The organism is Vibrio splendidus 12E03, assembly GCF_000272105.2.
Lineage (GTDB): Bacteria > Pseudomonadota > Gammaproteobacteria > Enterobacterales > Vibrionaceae > Vibrio > Vibrio splendidus_I.
Genome location: NZ_AJZD02000218.1, coordinates 1 through 220, shown reverse-complemented (window position 1 = coordinate 220; position 220 = coordinate 1). Strand labels below are relative to the sequence as shown.

Annotated in this window: 1 protein-coding gene; it reads left to right on the top strand. The window is 45.0% G+C overall.

Translation table 11 applies throughout. The features are described from left to right. A partial coding sequence (locus A142_RS14950; protein ID WP_019824347.1) for an IS5/IS1182 family transposase occupies positions 1–220 on the top strand: 220 nt, incomplete at both ends.

The window sequence follows — 220 nt, the reverse complement described above, 5'->3', positions numbered from 1 at the left end:
GAAACGAGTTTTTTCTATGCCACTGAGAGCTCTGCAAGGGTTTATCGACTCAATATTTAGGCTTGCCCATGTTCCATTAAGTTGTCCGCATTACACCTGCATCAGTCGTAGAGCAAAGCAAGTTGAGGTCTCATTTAAGACTAAAGCGAGAGGAGCAATACAGCACCTGGCCATTGATGCAACTGGCCTAAAGGTTTATGGCGAAGGTGAATGGAAAGTC